Consider the following 22225-nt stretch of genomic DNA (forward strand, 5'->3'; position numbering starts at 1 on the left):
TGCTAGTCGTGCAGCGGGTCGACTTCCAACGGGTCTGGTCCGTGGCCCACGTAGCGGTATAACCGTGGCGGCCGGTGCTGTCCGCCGGCCAGATACTCATCGGTCTCCTCGATGGAGGCAGTGTTCTTGAGCGTTCGGCGGAAGTTCGCAGGATCCAGGCGGCGTCCGAGGATAGCTTCATAGACTCCGCGCAGGGCCGCCAGGGTGAAGCGTTCTCCTAGCAATCGATGCGCTATCTGCCCGTACTCGGTCTTGTTGCGCAGCCTCCACATGGCGTAGTCCAAGATCTTTCGGTGGTCGAAAGCCATCTGGGCAATCTGCGGATCATCGATATCGAACCAGGCCACGTTGTCGTCTTGGACGGTGGCACCGACCTGGTCAGCGTTCAGCAGCGCAAAGTAGGCGATGGTGACTAGGCGGTGGGTTGGCGAGCGGTCGATATCCCCGAAGGTGTAGAGCTGTTCCAGATAGGTGGGGCGTAGGCCTGTGGTTTCAGCAAGGTTGCGCCCTGCCGCTTGGCCGAGGGATTCCCGCGGATCAACTGGTCCGCCTGGCAGCGCCCACATTCCAGTGTGGGGTTGGCGAATGCGGCGTACCACTGGCAAGCAGAGTTTGTCGGGTCCGCCATCTTTGCCTTCACGGATTCCCAGGATCACAGTGGAAACCGCAAGAGCGGGCGGGAGGTTGCGGCGTTCGTCGACATTCGCCCAACCCGGTACGGATGACATTTCTTATTTGCCTCGTTTTCAGCACATTCGGATTCGTTAGAGTCATTCTGACATTAACGCTCTTGAGGCGCTAGCCCAGATCACATTTCAAGGGTGAATGACCTATGATCAATGGCATGACATTGGATCTGAATCTTCGAGTGGTTCGCGCAAACGCTGAGGTGAAAAGCCCATCCGTGCTTTTCATCCACGGCTTCGCCTCATCCGGCGAACTGAATTGGGACCGCTCGCGGTGGCTGAAATATTTCACTGATGCAGGACGCGATGTCCTTCTGGTTGATTTGCCGGGCCATGGAGAAGATCCTCGCCGCAACGACGGCAGCTGGGCACCAAGCCAGATTCGCCAGGCCCTGGCTGCCATCGTGATGGATCTGGACGATGGACCCGTAGATGTCATCGGCTACTCTTTGGGTTCCCGGCTGGCCTGGGAATTCGCCGCTTTCAATCCGGATTTGGTGAATCATTTAGTCATCGGGGGTCCAGGAGCCGGTGATCCGCTGGCCGCCTTCGAATTGGACCAGGCCCGCACCTACGTTGAGACGGGCGAAAAGATCCATGACGACTACACCGCCGCCATCATGCGGATTGCCGAGGCTGAACCGTCCAATGATCTATCGGCGCTCTTTGAGCTGATTGAGGCAATCAAATCCGAGCCCTACGATCCGGCAGCCAAGGTGCCATCGGTTCCCACCTTGCTGGTCGCCGGAGACCAGGATGATCTCGCGACCACCATGCCGCATTTGCGTCGCCTCCTGAAGGACGAAGGAACACGCAATGAAGTGCTGTGGCTGGCAGGACGCAATCACGCCAACGCGGTAACCAGCCGCGAGTTCAAGGAAAAGGCACTAAACTTCGTTAATGCTGAATTCTTATAATTTACATTTCGCCGCTACTCTGCAGTCAAAATAGTTCGCCTATTAGACACCTCCGCCCTTTCGTCGCTGTATGCCTATAAGCTGATCCCAACAGAAATCGATTGACAGCGCTAATTGCGCGATAAGCCTGAGGAATGATTCCATGGCGAGTACTAAAACACCTGAGCAGCACATTGCTGTCTTCGGCGAAAGTGGTAGCGGAAAAACAGTTCTACTGTCCGCTTTATACGGAGCCGCGCAAGAACCGGAGTTCACCGAACGCAACCTCTATCGGATAGTTGCCGACGACTTTAAGCAGGGTGCAAAACTTCATAAGAACTACTTGGGAATGCGGGAAAATTCGCGCACACCGCTAGCCAACCGCTTCAAGAACGAAACGTACTCATTCACTTTAAAGCTGAAAGAAAACAACGGACAAAACCATCCGAGCATCCCTTTCAATGCGCTCAGGCTCGTATGGCACGATTATCCAGGCGAATGGCTCAGCCACGGAGCCAATACTGAAGAAGAAGCCGAGATCCGTCTGAAGACCTTCAACGACTTGATCCGGTCGGACGTTGCCTTGATCCTCGTCGACAGTTCGCGACTCCTTGACGATGACGACGACATCGAGCGTTACCTCAAGTCCTTGCTAGGAAATCTCAAGAGCACTCTCCTATCACTTCAAGACGAATTGCTGCATGATGGCAAGAAGCTCGTCAGGTTCCCTCGAATCTGGATGTTTGCACTGACGAAATGTGACTTGCTGCCAGATTATGATGCGTATCGTTTTCGCGATCTTTTGATCGGTAAGGTCGCAGGCGAAATCGCAGATCTCCGGCAAATTTTGTCAGGGTTTGTCACTGGAAATGAAGCACTGTCTGTGGGGGAAGACTTCGTGCTGACATCATCAGCGAAATTTGAATCTGGCCATATCGATCTCGGTGATCGCGTTGGCATCAATCTGGTCCTACCCCTCGCTTCAGCGCTGCCAATGCAACGCCATCTTCGCTGGGCGAATGCACGTGTCCTGCCCGGCAAGGTTGCGAAAGAACTGCTAAATGGCGTAGGACTAATCGCTGCGGCGGTTCAACTGGTCCAACATCGATTCCCCAATCGCATCGCATCGCTATTTAATCATGTCCAGCCACAAGCTATGGCTCACGTAGCAAACATGGCGGATGAAGGTTTGGAGAAACTCCAGAAGAAGGCAATACAGAAGAAGGACTTTATCAGTGCCATTATTGCGGGTTTCCAATTAGAACTCTCACAAGCTGAATCTGACAAGGTATTGCTCAGGAGCCCACGTTGAGCGTCATTTGGGCCACACGGGGCAGGATTTGGGGATTTCGATTTCTTCGAGATGGGAGTCACGAAAAGCCTCTGGAATTCTACAATCGAGCGTTTTCTGAAGTCGACGACGAATTAGAAGTATTCCACCGAGACGCCGATTCCATAGCTATTCGTTTCGCTGATCCGCTGGACCGCAAGGACAGATCGGGCCGAGTCATTCCTCATGAATTTGTCCTCACAGGCGACGATATGAAGGGCATTTCGTGTCTCGATGATGTTCGATCCAAAATTTGGCCCGCCTTCAGCACGGAATACAGTGAAATTTGGGATAAGGATCTTTAAACGGAGCGTTCGGTTTCGGGACTAATTTGCAGTACTGGAACCGAATGGCAATGTGATGCGTTCTGTTACGAAGCTCTCCCTACGACAAACTCATTGCGAAATCGGTTCCATCTACAGCGGCGTGTACATCAACAAGGTCAGGTCCGAGGCTTCGGTAGGGGTCAGGTTGTGCTGCTCATAGCGGGTCAGGCCTTTAGCTGGGTGCCGGAACACCCGTTCACCAGTACGGAAACCGGCAACGTCCCGTTCATTCCAGATAGCGGCGAATTCCGGGGAGGCCGCCGAGACCCGGGCAACAATGCCGCTGTCCCCCGATGGGCTGAGCCATCCACGCGTTTCGGCACGGAAGCTTCCCACGAAACCGCGGCTTTGCACTTCCCAATCCGGGAGCATCTCACGCAATTGCGCATCGGTGAAAACGAGCCACAACAGGTTCCGATCTTCGCTGTCCAGTGAAGCCACCCGCGGATACAGCTGTTCATAGGCCTCATTCCAGCCCAGGATGGTCCAGTCGGCGGAGAGCAGGAAGGCCGGGAACTGCAAAGCATCGAGCAAACGCTGCAGGGCTGGAGTCATGCCGCCGGTGCCAATCGGGTCAAGCTCACCGTGCCCAGCCAGAGAAAACAGGTACGAGGATTCCACCGGGGTGAGCCGGAACAGCCGTGCCAAGGACTGCAGAACCTGGCGCGAGGGATTGATGTCGCGGGCCTGCTCAAGCCAGGTGTACCAGGTAACGGAAACGCCGGCCAAGGTGGCGACCTCTTCGCGGCGCAGGCCGCGCACGCGGCTGCGTCCGATCTCCGGCAATCCATGGGAAGCCCTGTCAGCCCGGGCCCGGCGGTCCTTGAGGAACGCGGCGAGTTCTTCGCGACGTCTTTGACTTGGAGTCACGGGGTAAACCTCATTGCATGGTAGTAGTACTACTAGTATCGTCACCGTCTGGGTTTGAGGGCAAATATATGGTGAGATTTTAGGTATGACCACACTTCGTTCACACACTGTCACCCATGGCCGCAATATGGCCGGCGCTCGCGCACTGTTCCGCGCAGCCGGCGTGAACGGCGCTGACCTCGGGCGCAAGCCGATTATCGCTGTCTCCAACAGCTTCACTGAATTCGTTCCAGGGCACACCCACCTGCAGCCGGTAGGCCGCATTGTCTCCGACGCCATCACTGCCGCCGGTGGCATCCCCCGCGAATTCAACACCATTGCCGTGGACGACGGCATCGCCATGGGCCACGGAGGCATGCTCTACTCGCTGCCATCGCGCGACCTCATTGCCGACTCCGTGGAATACATGGTCAATGCCCACTGTGCCGACGCGCTGATCTGCATCTCGAACTGCGACAAGATCACCCCGGGCATGCTGATGGCCGCATTGCGCCTGAACATCCCTACGGTCTTCGTCTCTGGTGGTCCGATGGAAGCCGGCCGCGCCACCCTGGTAGATGGCACCGTGCGCACCTTGGACCTGGTGGATGCCATCTCCGAGGCCGTGAACGAGAACGTATCGGATGCAGACCTGCTGCGCATCGAAGAGTCGGCCTGCCCGACCTGCGGCTCCTGCTCGGGCATGTTCACCGCCAACTCGATGAACTGCCTGACCGAGGCCATGGGCTTGTCCCTGCCGGGCAACGGCTCCACCTTGGCTACCCACACGGCCCGCAAGGACCTGTATGAAAACGCCGGCAAGCTGGTAGTCGATATCGCCAACCGCTACTACGGCGAAGACGACGAGACGGTCCTGCCACGCAGCATCGCCACCAAGAAGGCCTTCGGCAACGCCATGGCACTGGATATCGCCATGGGCGGTTCCACCAACACCATCTTGCACCTGCTGGCCGCCGCCCGCGAGGCCGGCGTGGAATTCGGCCTCGATGAGATCGATGAAGTGTCCCGCCGTGTCCCGTGCCTGGCCAAGGTTGCACCCAACGCTGCCGGCAACGGCACCATCTACTACATGGAAGATGTCCACCGTGCCGGTGGCATCCCCGCAATCCTCGGCGAGCTGCGCCGCGGCGGCCTGCTGGATGAAACCGTGCACACGGTTCACTCGGCAACCCTGGGCGAATGGCTCGATGACTGGGATATCCGCAGCGGCAAGGCCAAGGAGGAATCCTTCGACCTGTGGCACGCGGCCCCGGGCGGCGTGCGCTCCTCCACCGCCTTCTCGCAGTCCGAGCGGTGGGCGGCGCTGGACACCGATGATGCAGAAGGCTGCATCCACTCGGTTGAGAACGCCTACTCCAAGGACGGCGGCCTGGCCGTACTGCGCGGCAATATCGCCGTGGACGGTGCAGTGGTCAAGACCGCTGGCGTTGACCCTTCGATCTGGACTTTCTCCGGCCCGGCAGTGGTCTGCGAATCACAGGATGAAGCCGTCGAGAAGATCCTGAACAAGCAGGTGAAGGAAGGCGACGTAGTAGTCATCCGCTACGAAGGTCCCAAGGGCGGGCCGGGCATGCAGGAAATGCTCTACCCCACCTCGTTCCTCAAGGGCCGCGGCCTGGGCAAGGCCTGCGCACTGATCACCGATGGCCGCTTCTCCGGTGGCACCTCGGGCCTGTCCATCGGGCACGTCTCCCCCGAGGCCGCTTCCGGCGGCATGATCGCCCTGGTGGAAGATGGCGATACCATCTCCATCGATATCCCTACCCGCGAGCTGACCCTCAACGTCTCTGACGAGGTCTTGGCACAACGCCGCGAACGCTTGATCGCTACCACCGGCTACCGCCCGAAGAGCCGCGAGCGCGTGGTCTCCCCTGCGTTGCGTGCCTACGCCGCCATGGCGTTGTCCGCTGACAAGGGTGCAGTCCGCGACGTGGATCGCGTAGAACGTGCCATGCGCGAAGCCGATGAGCGTGAAGCCGCGGCCCAAAGCGCGGCCCAAATCTAGCCAGAAGGCTTGACCATGGCAACAGGCCCGGACCACTTATGCGAATAAGCGGACCGGGCCTGTTCTGTTTCCAAGGCACTAGCCCCGAAGCAGCAGGGATTGTTCCCCGCACGCCGAATGCCGGCCCTGCCGCGAGAGGCAAGGCCGGCATCCAGCTGGCGCGCGGACTATGGGTTCCGGCGACGGTACCGAAGCAGGATCAATGCTCCGGCGATAATCACCATCCCTGCAGCCCCTGCCAGCCACAACGAGCCCTGGTCAAGGCCGGTTGCCGCAAGCGGTGCTGGCGGGGCAGGTGGTGCTGCCGGCGCTGGCGGAGCCGGAGGAACCGGTGGTGCCGGCGGCGCTGCCTGCGGAGCCTCGGAACAAACTTCCACGTCCGCCGATTCCGAATTGTTCCCATCCTCGCCGGACTTCTCCGGTATCGAGGCCGTATTCGTCATCGTCTGGCACTTGCCGGCTACGCCGTCCAAGACCAGTTCGTACGTGAATTTCTTGCTCTGCTCTTCGGCCTTGGCCGTGCCCAGTTCCCGCGGCTGGCCGGGATTGGTGTAGTCATCGAAGACCGTCACCATTTCATCGGTGGCCGAAGCCGCCTCGAATTCCATCGGAGCCTTGGCACTGACCGTGCGGGTTGTCCCTTCCACGTCGGTCCAGCTGGCGTTCACCGTGTTCTCGTGGCCGGTGTAGTCGGCCTCGGCAACAGGTGTTTCGAAGGTGCAGCTGTACTTCACGGTGCTGGTTTCCCCGGCCGCAAGCTCCAGCTTCCCCTCCACCAATCCTTCGATGGAGCAGCTGGCCCCGTCGATGGATAGCTTGTCTTCCAGGAGCACTTGCGTGTCCTTGAAGTCATTCGGATTGGCCACGGTGATCTCACCGGTGACGGTGAAGTCCTGGTCTTCGTAATCCTCCAGCATCGCCTGGACCGTGTACTTGGCCGTGGCCTGCCCGTCCGGGTCAACCTCGAACTTCGTTTCCTTCGCGTCCTTGCGGGTCGACCAGTCGTAGTCCCTGACGTACTGGGCGTCGGCGCTCTTGGCGATCATCAGGCCCTGCTCGATGCACAGTTGCAGGTCCACCGAGGATTCGTCCTTGCCGTTGCCGTCGGTACTCTCATGGACTGCCGCTGTATTGGTGTATACCGTGCAGGTTCCCGCTTCGGGTTCCAGCACCTGTTCGTATTCGAACTGCATGGGAGCTTGCGGGACATGGACTACCCCGAGCACCTTCGGTTCGGCGCCAGGATCCATCATGTCGTCGGTGACTCTCACCGATTCGTCCGTGACTGCATCGATCTGGAAATCAACCGGTGCTTCGGCACGCACTTCGCGGTCATCGAAGGAGGCAATCACCGTATTGACTGCTCCTTCGAAGGCATCGGTGGTGAGCCAGCTAGCGAGGTCGCATTCATACCGGGCCCCCAAGTTCTCCCCGGCATCGAGCACGACCTGCAATCCAGCGGCCGCTTCATCGGCATCTTCCAGATCGATCCGGCAGCTGGTGCCAGCGGTATCGATCCGGTCTTCCAAGGTGGCGGTGATGGAACCGAAATCATTCGGGTTCTGCACCATCACTTCACCGGCCAGCCGCAAGTTCTGCTCAACGGCTGCGGTGTTGCGAGCCTGAACCCAGTAGTGCGCGGTGAAGGTTCCATCCTCGTTCGCGGTGAGCTTGCTCTGGTCGATCCGCTTTTCTACCTCCCATTCGTAATCCAGGTCCACCAGCCCCTGCGCGGTCTTCTGCAGGCCCAGGGCCTTCTGTCCGCAGAGGGTGACGGTGGTCGAATCCTCGGCCCCGGTCTGCTGGATCACCGCGGTGTTGGTGAACTCGTTGCAGGTGCCGGCCTGGGCCTGGTGGCGCAGGGTGTAGTCGAAGTCGACCGGGGTGCCTTCGGCATTCCAGATCGCTTCGCCCAGCACTACCGGCGACTCGGGATTGGTCTTGTCATCGATGACGGTGACCTGCTGATCGGTTTCAGCATCCAGCAGGTAGTCCACCGGTGCGGTTGACGTGGCCACCGAACCCTCGCCCCAGGTTGCGGTAACCGTGTTGCTGCCGTGCAGCTGGCCGGGGGTACCCGAGCAGCTGTAGGGCAGTTGCACCGTGGCTCCGGTTCCGTCGCTGCCCACCGGGACTGCGACTTGCAGGCCCCCGGTTTGCGGATCGGCGTCCTCGGCGTCGATGGTGCACGTGACCCCTTCGATGCTGATTTCATCGGTGATGGTGGCTACCGTCGAGGCTGATGCGAAGCGGTTCGGATTCACCAGCACGATCATGCCGTGCACTTCATGGCCGGAATCCTCCGATCCGTCCGGGATGGCCGATACGGTGTAGGAGAAGTCGGCGGTGCCGTCCTCGGCGACGACAGCTTCGGTGCGGTCAACCTTCTTCTCCAGATCCCACAGGTAGGTCCGATCGAAGCTGGCTTCGGCATCCTTGGCAATCATCAGATCGAGCAAGCCGCATAGCTGCACGGTCGCCTCATCCCTCGGATCCTCCCCTGCCTGGATATCGACCCAGGCGGTGTTCGTGTAGCTCATGCATTCACCGGCCGGAGCATCATGCTCCAGCTGGTACTCGATGAGCACCGGCGAATCATCAATGTCCACGGTGCGCAGCAGCACCGGCTCCTGGGGATTCGACTGGTCATCCCAGATCTCGACCTGCCGATCGATGAGGGAATCAATGGCGAATTCGATGGGCACCTGCGTGCTCGATGCCCGGTCATCGCCCCAGCTGACCGTGGCGGTGTTGGTGCCGCCGCTATAGGAGCCCGGATCGACTCCCGCGGAGACATCGCAGCTGTAGCCGACGGTGATTGTCCCGTTGGCCGGGATGCCCACCAGCGATTCAGAGGTGGTGCAGGTGACCGCTTCCAGATCGACCACGTCCTGGATCGTGGCGTCGATGCCCGTGTACTGGTTCGGGTTGGTGATGGTGATCTGGCCTTCCAGTACCCATCCCGAATCCTCATACCCGGTGTTCTCCACCTTGACCACGTAGTCCACCGGTTCGCTGGCCGCCCCGTTGGTGGTGATCTCCTGGTCCTGGCCTTCGGCCAAGGACTTGTCGATCTGCCATTGGTAGGTGCGGTCGTACGCGGCTTCGACGGTCTTGCTGATCTCCAAGGCCGCCTCGCGGCAGGCTTCGGCGAGCGCGTTGTCCGTCGCGGTGAATCCGTCATCGCCGGTGAGCGTGGCGACGTTCTCGAAGACCTGGCAGGTGCCTGCCTCCTCCACGTTCCACGTCACCGAGTAGTCCCGGCTTTGCGGCCCATCGGCCACATCCACTGTCCACGCCGGATCGAACTCGTGGGCGCTGTCCGTGATGGTGACCGTGTCGTTCAGCGGCGTCTGGTTCCAGTCCTGCTCCGTGATCCCTACGGTGTCCGAGTCCTGGCTATTGGCCGTGCTCAGCGCCTGGGCGTCCCAGTCCACGGTGGCGGTGTTGCTGCCTTCGTAGTCCGGCTGGGATTCGAAGGTGCACGAGTAGGCCATCACCCATTGGGCCCCTGCGGGGATCACCGTCTGGAAGCCGGCTTGCTCGGCGGACATGTCAGCCACCGCTTCGCCCTGCACCCCGGTGATCGTGCAGGCCGCGTCCCCGCCGACATCGGCGAAGTCCTGCACCGTGACCGGCGCGTCCTGCCAGTCGTTCGGGTTGGCCAGCGTGATTTCTCCGCTCATCGCCCAATTGCCGTCCTCGTGGCCTTCGGGGGTCACGGTGATCCGGTAGTTCGCCGTGGCCTCGCCGGTACTCGGGTTGGCTGCCAGCGGTTGCCCGGAGAGCAGCTCCTTGTCCAGCGACCACAGGTAGGAGCGGTCGAAGGAGGTCACGACGTTCTTGGCGATATCCAGATCTGCGCCGGCGCACACCGTGGTGCTGGCCGAAGCCGTGTTCTCCTCGCCCTCGCCGGTGGCCTCATCGAGCACCGCGGTGTTGGTGTACTCGGTGCAGGTTCCGGCCACGCCCTGCAGTTCCAGGTCGTATTCGAAGGCCTTCGGCGATTCCCCGGCCATCGCGGTGCCCAGCACCACTTCCTGGCCTTCAACGGTCTGGTCATCGGTGATGGCGACTTCGCCGTCGGTCAGCAGGGCCAGCTCGAACCCGAAATCGACTTCCGTTTCAGCCTGGCGCTCCTGGCCCCAGGCCACGGTTGCGGTGTTCGTGTACTGGGCGGTGATGTCGGTGTCCGCCGGGACCTGGCAGTTGTAGCCCAGGGTGGTGCTTTCCCCGTCACCGAGCACGAGCTGGAAACCGCCGGCGCTTCCATCCGCATCGGTGCCCTCGATGGTGCAGCTGGCCGACGGGATGGAGAGCACATCGGTGACCGTGGCCGCCAGGTCCCCGACTTGCGTGTTCGGGTTGCTGATGGTGATGGTCCCGGACACCTGCTTCGCGCTGTCCTGCGCTTCGCCGGCGGTGGCCACTACCGTGTAGTGCGCGGTAACCGTGCCGTTGCCGGCGACCGTGAATTCGCTGTGGTCCACCTGCTTGTGAAGCGACCAGTCGTAGTCGCGTGCGTAGCTGGCGTCCACGTCCTTGGTGATAACCAGATTCTTCTGGTCGCAGATGCCCACTTCCTGCGAGTCCTCGATGTCCTCGCCGGCCAGATCCACCCACGCGGTATTCGTGAAGACCAGGCATTCATCGCGCGGCACTTCGTAGGTGATCTCGTAGCTGAAGCTCTGCGGGGCGTCGGCGTAGTTGACCGTGCCCAGCAGTACCGGGTCCCCGGAAGGATCAGCCTGGTCATCCCAGACGCCAACGGATTCATCGGTGCTCTCATCCAGGGTGAATTCGATGGGTACCGGCTGGCTCTCAGCCTGCAGCCCATCACCCCAGGTGACCACCGCCGTGTTGGTGTGGCCGGTGTAGTCGGCTTCCGCCACGGCCGATGCATCGCAGTTGTAGTCCACGGTGATCGAGCCGCTGCGCGGCACCACCTGCTGCATGCCTTCCATTCCCGGATTCGAGTCCTCGGCCACGATGGTGCAGGCGGCCGAGAGGGTATTCTCGTCGCTGATCGTCACTTCGAGGTCTTCGAATTCGTTGGGATTGGCCACGGTAATGGATCCGGAAAGCTGCTGCCCGGAATCCTCGTAGCCGGTGTTGTCCACCAGCACCGTGTAGTGAACGGTAGCGGTTCCGTCTTCCTCGACCACGGCATCTGGCGATTGGCCCTCGGCCAGCTGCTTGTCGATGCTCCACAAGTAGGTGCGGTCATAGGAGGCCGTCACGTCCTTGGTGACGGTCAGCCCTGCCTGGCGGCACGCTTCGACTTGGGCGTCATCGCTCTTGACCAGCTGGTTGCTGCCGGTGATCGTGGCGGTGTTCATGAAGCTCTGGCACTTGCCGGCCTCCTCCACCGTCCAGGTGTATTCATAGGTCCGAGTCTGCGGGCCATCGGAGTAATTGATGGTCCAGGCCGGATCGAACTCATGCAGCGGGTCGGTCACGGTCACCGTCTGGTTCAGTGGTGTCTGCGTCCAGTCGCCTGCATCCACCGGTACAACTTCGGTGGCGCTGCCCGAAGCGGTGGAGGCCTCGCTGGAGGACCACGTCACTTCGGCGGTGTTGCTGCCCTCGTAATTCGGCTGCGATCCGAAGGTGCAGCTGTAGCTGAAGGTCAGCGTTTGGGAGGCATCCAGTGTTGCCTGGAAGCCCGGTGCGGCCGGATCGGCGTCCATCGTGTCCGGTTCGCCGGCAATGCCGACCACCTGGCAGGTTGCGTCCCCGCCCACATCGACCTGGTCGGTGACGGTCACGTCAATGGCTTGCCAGTCATTGGGGTTGGATACCGTGATGGTTCCGCTCATGGCCCAGTCGCTGTCCGAATAGCTTTCGGGAGTGACAGTGACGGAGTATTGCGCGGTGAATTCGCCGGTTTCCGGATCCGCGGTGAATGGCTGCTCGCCTACTGCGTCCTTGGCGATGCTCCAGTCGTAGCTGCGGTTGAAACTGGACACGACCAGTTTCTCGATGGCCAGATCCTGGCCGATGCAGATTTCCACGGTGGCATTGTCGGTCAGCGTTTCGCCGTCGTCTGCGGCGAGGCTGGCGATGTTCTGGTAGTCGGTGCATTCTCCGAGCACGCCGTCCCACTCGATGGTGTATGCGAAGGTCTTCGGGCTTTCCCCCGCTGTAACGGTGTTACCGCCGGCGATGCCCGAAAGGTCGATTTCACTATCGGTGACGGTGACTTCCTCGTCGGTCACCGTTGGCGAGACGGACGCGAAATCGTAGCCGGCCGAGGCGCTGGCTTGTCCATCGGTGCCATAGTAGGCCTCCGGGTCCCAGGTTGCGCTGACCGTGTTGGTGCCGGCGCTGGAGGCACTGGTTCCCTCGGGCAGGTCGCATTCATAGGTGAAGGAATTCTCGCCGGGCTGGATGGTCACCGGATTGGCGATCGGCGAACCGCCAGCGGAGATGACGCAATTGGCTCCATCAAGCTGGTCGGCCAGGGTGATCCCGGACATCGCCGTGTCATTCGGGTTCATCACGGTAATGGTGCCGGAGAGCTGGAAGTTGCTGTCCTGGGCCTCGCTGGCGGTGGCGACCACGTTGTAATCGACGTCCACTCCGGTGGCCGTGGCCTTCACTGTGGCTTGCTGGCCCTCGGCCAGCGACTTGTCCAGATCCCAGTCGTAGTCGCGGTCATAGGATGCCTGCACATCCTTGTGGACCGTGAGCTCGTCGTAGGTGGTCTTCGTGTTGGTGAAGGTGCAGGTGACTTCATCGTTGTCACCCAGGTTGAACGTGATGGCCGAACCGCTGCGGATAGCGGCGGCGCCGGTGCAGGCGATCGAGGAAAGATTCCAGCCAGCTGGCAAGTCCTCTTCGGTGACGGTGATCGTAGCTGGCGCCACGGTGTAGGTGACGCTCTGCGGCAAGCTCGCGCCGGTATCGGAATCGGCACTGTCATCGAGGTTGAATGATGTCGAGTCGCCGAAGCGGTCCTCGGCGAGGGTGAAGTCGAAATCCGTGCCGTCGGCAGGAACCGCGTCCTTGATGACGGTTACGGAACCGGCTTGGACCGCACCGGCCTGGATCTGGTTGTCGCGTTGTCCAATGGACTTGCAGTTCAACGACGAGATCAGGACGTGGTACGGCGAACCGTTGATTGAGGAAGCACCGGTGCCCGGGCCGTGATCCAGCTCCGAGGCGATATGCGCATCGAAGTAGAGGGTGACGCTTGACTCGTCGCCTTCTTCTCCGTCGACCATCAATGTGATGAAGACGGTGTCGACGCGGTCGTTCCCGGCGCCTTCATCGACAGTCCAGCCGGTGATGTTCGCGCCGTCCACTGTCTCGTTGAGCAAATAGTCATAGGCCCATTTGCCGGCCTGCTTGACCTGGTAATTGATGACCAGCTCGTTTTCGCCTGCGGGCAATGTCATTTCCAAGCGCTGGTGAACCACACCGCCCTCATAGAGCCCGTCGTGGACATTGCCGTTGGCGAAGGCGGGCATCTCATCGGACTTCTGCATGAAGGTGTCGACCGAGCCGTCTCCTTCGTTGTACTCGCAAATCCGCGGAGCACCTGACTCAAGGGCAGCGGCCGTGATCGGCTCGCGGGCCGCTGTCGAGGACCCGGTAGAATCTTCCGATTCCGAAACTTCGGCCTTCGGCTGCGCAAGTTCCGGTGAAGCCTTGTCCACTGGCTTCTTCTCTGTCTTGGGCGCAGCTGATTCCACAGGTTGCGCTTCGGGTGCCGGCTGCGTGGTTTCCACAGTTTTTGGCTTTTCTGGCTTCTGAGTTGCCGGTGCCGGTGCAGGGGCGGACTCAGGTTCGGCCGCTGCTTCTTCCTCTGGCGCCGAGGTCTTGGCGCTGTCTACTGCTTCAGCAGCTGGCTGTTCTTGCCCCGTGTCAGCCGTGGACGATTCGTCGGCTTCGGCCTTGGTTTCCTCCGCCGAGCCGGTGGCCAGGACCGATTCAGAGTTCTCCGGTTCAGTCCCCTGCTGTTTGGCCTCGGCTTCTTCCCCAACAGAAGTTTCGGCAGCAACTGCCATGCCCGGAATGGTCATGACAAAGCACAAGGAAATCGACGAAATTATCGCCAAGCATCCTTTTAATAATCTGTTTAAAGCTGTTTTACGGCGCAAATTTGGCACAAGAGTGCCACGCCTTTGATGCCTAGACATTTCTCCCCCATACAAGAATGTCCTGAGTGGATCGCGCGGCGTGCAGGAGCGATCCACCCGAAAAAGAGCGAGCTATAGTAAGGCTTTGACCTCAGATAATGAAAGCCTGGCCCATGATTCCGCCACCCCATGTGGCTCAACTGCTCAGGATAAGTTCCCCAATGCATCTAAAGATGCGAAATGAATGCGAGTGTTTCAATTCGTCTTTAAATCCCCCAATTCAAGACAACGATATGCCGACATCCTACGCCGGCATTCGGCTTTGTGCCAGCAAATGGAAGGAAATAAATTTGGCTGAAAATGAAGCGATCGGTGCACTTCTTTGCCCATGGATTAAACGTGCTTGTCACCTGCCAAATTCACGATTCAGGCCCTAGCGGACAGCAATGAAGGTCGATGCTCTGCGACAGCGGCTTTGGCACCCCCGCTCGCCCGCGGCACCCGAAAGGCTTGGCAGAAACCGGCCTGGAACAATCCTGCCGACCCCGGGGCCAGTACAGAAGCAATGGCACTACGCCTCGGGAGCTCCACATCCACCGAAGAGCTCCGCGGCATCGAGCCCCGGAGACTGCCCCGCTTCACCCCGGGACGTCGAGAAGATTCACTACGACCTTCAACTACTAATTTGAGTACCCGGTCTGACCTGCAAAGTAAAAATAAATCTCAATCTGATAAAGGTTGCGTGTTTTCTCCGTTTGAGCTTGGTAGTTGCTGAACACTTTGGTAATCATTGAATGGTGAAAAGAGCAACCCTATGAGCCAACGACGCGCGTTCCGTCGCATATTCCTTCCCGCTGCATGGCTAGTTATCGGCGCCTTGATCGCCGTCAGCCTCGTGAAACTCGCGTTTGCCGGCGGCACTGCCAGCGCCGATGATGACCTGTTCCCCACCGGAGAGATCCCAGCAGAGACCATCTTTGCTGAGAAAGCCACGGTAGAGAACAAGCTGTCCATTCCCGGAACCATTAAGCTCACCGAATCGAAAGAGCTGAATGCGCCCGTGGACGGCGTTGTCAATTGGGCTTTCGTCAAGCCAGGCGACAATGTCTCCCTCGGCGATCGAATCTTCCAGGTCCGCGCCGAATCCCAGCCAGAGAGCGTTGAGGCCAACGACTCGGATAGTGAAGGTTCACAAGACGAGCAGCAACCGCAGGAAGCTGCGCCAGTGGTGAAGTACCACGACGTCTACGCAACGGCCACAGGCAAGGTCGGCGCTTTCCAGATCGAGGTTGGCGATGACGTCACCAAGGGCACAGGACTCGGCGCGATCCAGCCCCAAGAATTCTTGGCCGCCGGTTCGATCGATCCGCTGGACCGCTACCGGTTGCTCGATGAAAGCCTCGAAGCAACGATCACTATTGACGGCGGACCGGAGCCATTCACCTGCAAGGACCTGTCTGTCGGTGACAGCGCTTCGAAGAAAACCAGCGCCGGCTCCGCAGACCAGGACATGGAATCGCAGATGGATCCAATGGCATCCGGAGAATCCACGGAGAGCTCTTCGGGCAGCGAGATTTCTTGTGCCGTACCCGCAGACATCGTGGTTTTCGACGGCCTGAGCATGAACATGGAAATTGATGCAGGCACCGCCGAGGACGTATTGACCGTACCGGTATCGGCTGTTCGCGGCCTGGTTGGCCAGGGTGCGGTGTGGAGGCTGGATGAAAACGGCAAGGAAATCCGCACCGAGGTAGAGCTTGGCGTGACCGACGGAAAGGTCATCGAGGTGATTTCAGGACTGAAGGATGAGACGGAAATTCTCCGCTTCGTCCCAGGATCCACCCCGGCACCTGAAGAAATGATGGATATGGAGTCCTACTCAGATGAGTGGTGAGCCATTGCTGAAGCTCGAGAATGTCACGCGCAGCGTCCTGCTGCCCGACGACAGCGAGCTGCATATCCTCAACGGGATTGATCTCACAGTGTCCGAAGGCGATCACATAGCCATTGTCGGCCGTTCGGGTACGGGCAAGTCCACGCTGCTGAATATCCTCGGCCTGCTTGATCGGCCCACCAACGGCAGCCTGCTGTGGCGAGGCAAGGATGCGACCCGGCTGAGCGCCAAACAGGCGGCCCATGCACGCGGGCGCGACCTCGGATTCGTTTTCCAGCAGTTCAACCTCCTGCCAGGACGCACTGCCCTGGAAAATGTCATGGCTCCACTGATGTACGCCGGTGGACGCGACTTCTGGAATCGGCGCAAGCTAGCAACCGAGTCCTTGGAGCGCGTAGGACTGGGCAAACGCTTGGATTCAATGCCCCAGACCCTCTCCGGTGGTGAGCAGCAACGTGTGGCCATCGCTCGCGCGCTGGTCCGCCGGCCACGAGTCGTACTGGCCGATGAGCCCACCGGTGCCTTGGATGTCACTACCGGACGTGCGGTGATGGATCTCTTGGATTCCGCCACGGTTGATTCCGGCGCTGCCCTGATCACCATCACGCACGACAGCAATGTTGCGGCCTTGGCCCGAGAACAGCTGCAGTTGGATGGCGGGCGGCTGCATCCGCTCAGTGAGGTGGCGGCAAGATGAAATCCTTAACTCGCTTAGGAACCGGTTTTGTTGCTGCGCTGCTGGAGGCATGGCAGGAACTGCGTATTCACAAGTTGCGCGTCTTGCTCTCCTTGGTTGGTGTCACTATTGCGGTGGCCTCGTTGACTACGGCATTGGCCGGAGCTGGCATGGCGCGTCAGATGATGACCGAAAGCCTTGAAAGCGAGGGTCGGCCAGCAATGATTGTTGTCTACGCCTACGACCCGAACTCGGATGCTGGTCCTGCAGGCAACAACCAAATCGATGAGGCCTTTCAAAAGACCAGTGACCGGTTCAAGGTCGAGTACACCACCATGATGGGACGCAGCTACGACCAGAAGGCTTCAGCCCAAGGGCTGAGCCTTGATGCCGAGATCATGGTGGTTGATCCCGACTACGCTCCAATGCACCGGTTAGTTGTTACTGACGGCCGCTGGCTGGAAGCCGAAGATGCACAGAATCTTGCCCCAGCGGCGGTGGTTGACCACACCTTCATCAAAGAATTGGGACTGGAAGGCCAGCGACTGCCTTTAACCGTGGATTTGATGAGCAATGGGAACACCGTCTCAGTTACGGTCATCGGAACCACCAAAGCATCTAGCTACGGCATGGGCGGCAAGCTGTGGATGCTGCCGGCCACCTATGAGCACTGGTTCGGCATGCAAGCTCCGCTCAATGAGGTCAGCTACAAGCTGTGGGTGCCCATCGAGGGATCCGAAGAGCTGGCCATGCACTTCGGCCAGCAAATGCAGGCAGAACTTCCTGGTCTCACAGTTGATGCGCACCGCGAAGATTATCTGATGTGGGGTGCCGATGAGAGCTTGAAGATGTTGACCATGGTGGTTGCCGGGATCGCAATCATCATCTTGCTGCTTGGTTCCCTGAGTCTGCTCAATGTTGCCATGGTGACCATGAAGCAGCGTATCCGCGAAGTGGGTATCCGACGCAGCTTCGGTGCAACAACCGGACGCGTATTCTTCTCGGTGATGATGGAAAGCGTCGTGGCCACGGCCGTAGCAGGTGGCATTGGCGTGCTCATCTCCGTTGCCTTGGTCTCCAACGAGAATCTGCTGAATATGGTGATGGCTACCGAGCTGGATCAAATGCCGGCATTCCCTAGCGGTGCGGCCCTACTTGGCATGGGAGTTTCCATCGCCGTAGGCGCACTGACCGGTGTGCTTCCCGCGCTGGTGGCAGCCCGAGTCAAGATTGTGGATGCTATTCGCGTCTAATATGCAGATGCCGCTAAGGCGCTGGAACGGAATCATGACTTCCGTTCCAGCGCCTTCTGCGTACCCCCGATGAGTCAGCAAATTGACTGCGGTAGCCGAGGACCGATGAGAAGGCTTCCGTCGCCGAGGTCTCAAACCAAGAGGTTCTTCTCCAGCTCAGAGGCCGCGAACTGTGTTGAGCTGATCTGTTTATCCCTTGTTCACGGCAGGTAGGGATTCGTCGCTGGGCGATGCGCTTCCGGACGCGCGTTTTCTATCCTTCTTCCTCTTTCCACCCTCCGTCTTCATCCAAGCAATCAGCCCGAAGGTAGTGACAGCAGCGATGCCGATCCAAATAGTTCCCCAAAGTGTGGATAACTGGATCCCCAGACCTCCGGTAACGGTGAAAATCAGTGTGGCCGGCAGGAATATAAACGCAAAAATATTCACTCGGTGACTGAACTTCTCACGCTTAACCGCCTCTTCGCGCAGTTGTTCGGCTCGTTCGCGATTTACCTGCTCTTCTTCGGCGCGCTGGTTGGCTTCCAGATAATCCATGATGGATTTCTGCTCGATCAGTGAATGCTTGATTCTTTCTTCCAGCATGCGCACGTTCTGCATGGCTTGCAGCACCCGAGTTGCAGATTCACGTCCGGGTATCTCCTGCAACCAGCGCTTGCCGTGGAACTCGATAAACCTTTTTTGAATGTCCTTGTATCGCTTAAGCGAAGCAGCGGAATCCTCAAGGTTTCCGGTTGCCGCTAGATTGGCCAGGTGTCCCGCGCGCTGGGTCAAGAATTCATCTTGCTGCATCGTCAAGACCGCCAAATCGACGAAGACTGAATGCGCTAAGGCCACCGTATGCCCAGTCTCTGCGATCCAGTGTTCAGGATCGCCATCCGGACGGGACTGGGCAACAATCCCCATCCCCCGATCACTGCACCAACCAATTGACGGGCCAAGGGAGACTTGGGCTTTGCTAACTCCGAGGTCGGACCAGTCGCTCAAAGTTGGCTTAGGCGTGGCGGTTTGAGCAATGCTCAGTGCATGCGCCCAGCGCACTGCAGGGTTGTCCATCGCGCTCGGTCCGTGCGAGTGTTTTTGGCACTGAGGAATCTTGTCTTGCGGAATAAAAGTGGAGATCGTATAGATGTTCCCCCATGGATCCTGCTTGTCTTTTGATTGCAGAGCGCCGCCATTATTCAGTTCTACTGCCAAGCCTGCTGAACGCAAGGCGTTGTTTACACCCGCTCGCAAGTCCTTGCCATCGATGTTGGTGCCCGGCAGTAGCCCAGCACGAGTCGGCCGGTGCAGCGCAGAGGTCACCCAACCGGGGGTTTGCAATGCCTCTTTCGAAAGCTTCAGGTGCAAGGCGACGTATTCAGCGTTGCCGGCTCCTGTTTCCGCCTCACTACGAGAACGTGAAATTCCAGCGATCCGGATACCGGCGCCGGTCAGCTTGCTGATTTCCTTCTGGTTGTCGAAAGCAAACGTTGGAGCACCCGATAGTGCTTGCTTCGCGTCGGCAGTCATGGCCAGAAAATGAGGTCCGACCGAAGTCTTGTCGAACCAGCTTTTTGATGCTTTATGCAGATTTCCCGCGTCGTTTTGGAGAAACTCAGAGGTTTCGCTATGCATGTGACCGTTAACTTCGTTTGGAGGCTAAATCACAACTTGAACTGGCGGTTTGCATCGTCCCGTTTGTTGAACGCCATGCGGTGCATGTTGCTCCATCGATTCCTTCCGATAGCGTCGGGGTTCATACAGGTTCATTCGTGCGAGCATCGCGACATTGCTACAGCCTTTCCCACGACGCAACGGAGCTGATGGATAACTTCAGTCATCCACCAGCTGGGGCCAGTTGCTGGCGAAGTAGGTCACGAACGGCTCCGCCAGTTTTTCCACGCGGAGGTGGTCCCGTGTCACGGGGAAGGACGGAGGACGATAGCCGGGGTTGGCAATTGCCCTGCGCGCGAAGGCGTGGTCGGCAATAGCGGCTTTGCCGATGTAGGCGAGGTCGGCCCCTTGGTCGAGTACCCGCTGCACCGCCGCGGCGTCAGCTAGGTGTCCGGAGACACCGAGGGCTGTTCCGTAGCGTGGCAGATCGAGGAAGTGCTCGAGGAGTGTTCGGCTGCCTTCGGGGGCGTTAGCGGGAAGCTTTGCCACGTCCCATAGCGACAGGTCAAGGATGTCGATGTTCCCGCCGGCGAAGAGCTCGCCGACGAGCTGGACCATGTCCGCCAAGACCAAACCGTAACGTTCAACGGACAATCGGAGCCCGATGTGAAAGTCCGGGCCGGTGCGTTCCCGGATTGCCTGCACAACTTCTTTCGCGAAGCGGCTTCGCCCAGCGGGGTCACTGCCATACCCATCCGTTCGGAGATTGTTCGAGGCGTCGAGGAACTGACCGACTAGGTAGCCGTGGCCTCCGTGCACTTCGATACCGTCGATTCCGGCTTTCTCGGCGCGGGCGGCGGCCGCGGCGAAGTTCTCCACGGCTTGCTGAACTTCACCTGTCGTCATGCCTCGCACGCCGGTCTGCGCATCATCCCACGGACCCACGACTTCCTGGCTGGTGAGTGTCTTCTCCGCACGCACGCCTCCATGATGGAGCTGCACAGAGGACCGGGCACCAGCGGCGGAGACAGCGGCGGCAAGGCGCTCGAGGCCGGGCAGATGCTCGTCGGAGGAAATACCGAGCTGGCCGGGCCAGACCTGTCCGCCCCGGTGCACATAGGCGGCCGCGGTCTGTAAAAGGCCGAACTCACCTTCAGCGCGGGCGACCAGCCAGGCAAGTTCGTCATCGGAGAGGGTACCGTTCGAATTGCTCTGCTGGTTGGTCATTGGCGCAAGGACCAGGCGGTTGGGCAGAAGGTGCCCATGGCGCAGGTCCAGCGGGTCGGAAAGATTCGTCATGCGGCTCCTATGGAATACGGATTTGGTTAGGCGGGTAACGGAAGTGGTCTCGTCGTCGACAATGCCGATGCTGTTCATCGAACAACATCCACACTCTGGAATGTATGCCTCGCAACACATGTGTGATGCAAGGCAATCGATCAAGACACTTAGGGGCCTTGCTTGTGAATTGCAGTGCTACGTGGCGACTTTTGACGACGCTCAGCATCATGTGCGAGCCGTCAATTGATTCTGGCCGAGATACAGTGTCTTTGCGTTCTCCCGGCAGGTCAGGGCGTGAAAGCCAACGTGTGGTGTCGGGATTCTTTCATAGCTCCCCGTTGCAGGCTATTTGTCCAGGCGGTGGTTGGCGATTGCAGTTGAGTCCACGGAAGTTGTCTCCGCGCTGTGTGACATGGCCCAGTTAGCCAACAGTTGCAGCCCCTCGTGGGAGGCGGAGCCTGGTTCGGCGGAGAACACCAGCATTTGGAGCCCCGGCTCGGAGGTGAGATCCAGCCCCAGGAACGTCAGGTCAAGGTCTCCGACGATGGGGTGGTGGATGCTTTTGAGGCCGGTGCGGTGTTCGCGTACGTCGTGCGCTCCCCATAGCGTGCGGAAGAGGTCGCTGCGGGTGGAGAGTTCCCCGACGAGGTCGCTGAGTTGGCGGTCATAGGGTGAGCGGGCCGCTTCGACGCGCAGGAGCGCGACGATCTGGCGGGTGTTGTATTCCCAGTCCCGGTAGAACGTCTGCGCCCGGGGATCGAGGAATATGAACCGTGCGGCGTTCACCGGCGCTGTTGCGCCGTCGAACATCGGCGAGAAGAGCGCACGGCCGAGACGATTGGTGGCCACTGCGTCAAGGCGTCCGTTTTGGACGAACACCGGGACGCTGGACATGGCGTCGATGGTTTGCTGCACGCTCTGATTGATCTGCGTCTTGCGGGTGGGGTATCTGCGTTGCGGGTGGGTTCCGGCGTTGGCCGTGCGGATCAGCTCGTGCAGATGCGAGTGTTCGGCCGCATCCAGTTGCAGGGCCCGGCTGATCCCGTCAATCACGGCTTCCGAGACGCCCTTGGCGTTTCCGCGTTCCAGGCGCTTGTAGTACTCGGAACTCATTCCCGCCAGCAGGGCAACCTCTTCCCGCCGGAGCCCGGGCACGCGGCGGCGTCCGCCGAAGTCGGGGAGGCCCGCCTGCTGGAGGTTGAGCTTGGCCCGGCGTGAGGTGAGGAACTGGCTGAGGTCGTGCTGGTTGTCCATGTTTCCGAAGATACAGCACCCTGGACGTTGTAGCGGGGCCCTGCCAGGGAACCCATAGACAGGGTCTGGCTCAC

The 22225-nt window shown here is 59.7% G+C and carries 12 protein-coding genes; 6 read left to right on the plus strand and 6 right to left on the minus strand.

Features of this window, described 5'->3' with window-relative positions; translation table 11 throughout:
* Positions 1 to 2 precede the first annotated feature (2 nt).
* A complete protein-coding gene (locus ACIOTN_RS06570; protein ID WP_332489031.1) occupies positions 3 to 728 on the minus strand; it encodes an NrtR DNA-binding winged helix domain-containing protein in 726 nt (241 codons plus the stop codon).
* 116 nt (positions 729 to 844) lie between these two features.
* On the opposite strand from ACIOTN_RS06570, the gene ACIOTN_RS06575 reads away from it, so the two are divergent.
* Positions 845 to 1603: an alpha/beta fold hydrolase gene (locus ACIOTN_RS06575; RefSeq protein ID WP_332498684.1), complete on the plus strand. Its 759-nt coding sequence runs from the start codon at positions 845 to 847 to the stop codon at positions 1601 to 1603.
* Between the two features lie 142 nt (positions 1604 to 1745).
* The gene (locus ACIOTN_RS06580; RefSeq protein WP_402734959.1) at positions 1746 to 2894 is read left to right on the plus strand and encodes an ATP/GTP-binding protein; all 1149 of its coding nucleotides are present in this window, start codon (positions 1746 to 1748) and stop codon (positions 2892 to 2894) included.
* Between the two features lie 434 nt (positions 2895 to 3328).
* Here the strand turns inward: ACIOTN_RS06580 and ACIOTN_RS06585 are convergent, their stop codons facing one another.
* Complete coding sequence (locus ACIOTN_RS06585) at positions 3329 to 4108, minus strand: helix-turn-helix transcriptional regulator (protein WP_402697527.1); 780 nt, start codon at positions 4106 to 4108, stop codon at positions 3329 to 3331.
* An 85-nt stretch (positions 4109 to 4193) separates the two neighbouring features.
* Here ACIOTN_RS06585 and ilvD point away from each other — a divergent pair, with 85 nt between their 5' ends.
* Positions 4194 to 6113, plus strand: coding sequence for a dihydroxy-acid dehydratase (gene ilvD, locus ACIOTN_RS06590; protein WP_105661080.1), 1920 nt, complete (start codon positions 4194 to 4196; stop codon positions 6111 to 6113).
* 167 nt (positions 6114 to 6280) lie between these two features.
* On the opposite strand, the gene ACIOTN_RS06595 is transcribed toward ilvD, so the two are convergent.
* On the minus strand, positions 6281 to 14176 hold the full coding sequence (locus tag ACIOTN_RS06595; RefSeq protein WP_402734960.1) for an LPXTG cell wall anchor domain-containing protein: 7896 nt from the start codon (positions 14174 to 14176) through the stop codon (positions 6281 to 6283).
* Between the two features lie 835 nt (positions 14177 to 15011).
* Between ACIOTN_RS06595 and ACIOTN_RS06600 the strand changes: the two genes are divergently transcribed.
* From ACIOTN_RS06600 to ACIOTN_RS06610, 3 genes are read left to right on the plus strand one after another with little or no spacing between them, the layout of a single operon-like run.
* Entirely contained in the window at positions 15012 to 16091 is a 1080-nt protein-coding gene (locus ACIOTN_RS06600; RefSeq protein ID WP_332488687.1) for an efflux RND transporter periplasmic adaptor subunit, read from the plus strand.
* Positions 16081 to 16788, plus strand: coding sequence for an ABC transporter ATP-binding protein (locus ACIOTN_RS06605; protein WP_105658038.1), 708 nt, complete (start codon positions 16081 to 16083; stop codon positions 16786 to 16788). Before ACIOTN_RS06600 ends, ACIOTN_RS06605 begins: the two co-directional genes overlap by 11 nt.
* Entirely contained in the window at positions 16785 to 18020 is a 1236-nt protein-coding gene (locus ACIOTN_RS06610) for an ABC transporter permease (RefSeq protein ID WP_402734961.1), read from the plus strand. Before ACIOTN_RS06605 ends, ACIOTN_RS06610 begins: the two co-directional genes overlap by 4 nt.
* Before the next feature lie 189 nt (positions 18021 to 18209).
* On the opposite strand, the gene ACIOTN_RS06615 is transcribed toward ACIOTN_RS06610, so the two are convergent.
* The 3 genes from ACIOTN_RS06615 to ACIOTN_RS06625 form a co-directional block, all read right to left on the minus strand.
* Entirely contained in the window at positions 18210 to 19637 is a 1428-nt protein-coding gene (locus tag ACIOTN_RS06615; RefSeq protein ID WP_402734962.1) for a hypothetical protein, read from the minus strand.
* A gap of 198 nt (positions 19638 to 19835) precedes the next feature.
* The gene (locus tag ACIOTN_RS06620) at positions 19836 to 20993 is read right to left on the minus strand and encodes an NADH:flavin oxidoreductase (RefSeq protein ID WP_402734963.1); all 1158 of its coding nucleotides are present in this window, start codon (positions 20991 to 20993) and stop codon (positions 19836 to 19838) included.
* Positions 20994 to 21242: 249 nt separating this feature from the next.
* Positions 21243 to 22151: a helix-turn-helix transcriptional regulator gene (locus ACIOTN_RS06625; RefSeq protein ID WP_402734964.1), complete on the minus strand. Its 909-nt coding sequence runs from the start codon at positions 22149 to 22151 to the stop codon at positions 21243 to 21245.
* Positions 22152 to 22225: the final 74 nt, after the last annotated feature.

This window comes from Glutamicibacter sp. NPDC087661 (assembly GCF_044743275.1).
Taxonomy (GTDB): Bacteria; Actinomycetota; Actinomycetes; order Actinomycetales; family Micrococcaceae; genus Glutamicibacter.